We start from the raw sequence: 1116 nt of genomic DNA on the forward strand, positions 1-1116 counted from the left end.
GTTATACCACAAAACAAACTACTTTAATTATGGCTACTGAAGAACTCAAAAAAGAAGCAATTAAAGCTTGGGATGAATTTGGCAAAGCAATTGTAGAAGCTTTCAATTTCAAAAAAGGATCTTTCATTAATTCTGAAGTGCTTTACGAAGCAATTCAAAATAATGATGAAGAAAAATTAGAAAAGCTTATTGAGTATGCGCGAGAGCAGACCAAAGTCATGAAAGGTTTAGAATAAATTCTTACCCATGAAAACCGGTACAGTAATTGGTATAATTGTTACGATTATTTGGTTAACTCTTACAGTCTGTTGGGGTTTAACAAATGATTTTTTAGCAAATGATCTAAACGAGCAAGGCGACTATTTAGCAGGAATAGTTGCGCCTATTGCTTTCTTCTGGTTTATACTAGGATACTACCAACAAGGGCACGAGATAAAGAAAAATACACAAGCATTGAAAGATCAACAGCAAGAGTTGAACGAGCAAAGAAAGGCAATGCAAAATCAGGCAATTTCCTTGGAAGAAACTTCAAAGAGTTTACAAGAATATAATCGCCCTTTTTTGACAGCTCATTTTGAATTAAAGGGAAGCAAAGATTTAATAATGTTTGTAGTTCAAAATGTGGGAATCCGACCAGCTTATTCGGTGGAGTTTAAATTTGATCCATCATTAAAAGATTTTGCCTTGTACGATAAAATGGATTACGAAAAGTTCATTAATCTTGACTTTATTCCTCCAAATTATAGGCGCGAATTTATTATTAGTAACCGCATCAGAGAGATTTCCGGAGAAAAAGATGTGGACTGGAAAGTAAATGTTTCGATTGAGTACGAAGACAAAAGTTCAAATAAATTCAATGACAAGTACGTAATGAGCTTTTTTGATTCGCATTGGAAGATATACGATCAGTTACCATCAGTTGAAGAATCACTAAAGAAGCTTAACGAAAACGCTAAGTCTATATTAAATAAGCTTGAATCCGAGTAATTGTGGTATAACAACCGCATTAACGGCGGACGCAGACGCGGCTTTGGTTAAATTTCTTGCCAATGATTGTTCAAATTAGTAGCCTTTTAAAAAATCATAACCCCTGCGCCGGTTATGCGGTGGGTCGTT

At 34.9% G+C, this 1116-nt stretch carries 2 protein-coding genes; both read left to right on the forward strand.

Annotated features, from left to right (window positions below):
* A partial coding sequence (locus BG260_RS13855) for a hypothetical protein (protein WP_218089781.1) occupies positions 1–236 on the forward strand: 236 nt, incomplete at its 5' end.
* Positions 237–246: 10 nt separating this feature from the next.
* Positions 247–987: a hypothetical protein gene (locus tag BG260_RS14005; protein WP_069133551.1), complete on the forward strand. Its 741-nt coding sequence runs from the start codon at positions 247–249 to the stop codon at positions 985–987.
* Positions 988–1116: the final 129 nt, after the last annotated feature.

It is taken from the genome of Rhodohalobacter halophilus (assembly GCF_001715195.1).
In the GTDB taxonomy this organism is placed as follows: Bacteria; Bacteroidota; Rhodothermia; order Balneolales; family Balneolaceae; genus Rhodohalobacter; species Rhodohalobacter halophilus.

Excerpts from the sequence above, each read along its gene's own strand:
- BG260_RS14005 (WP_069133551.1), top strand. The coding sequence starts at position 247 with ATGAAAACCGGTACAGTAATTGGTATAATTGTTACGATTATTTGGTTA.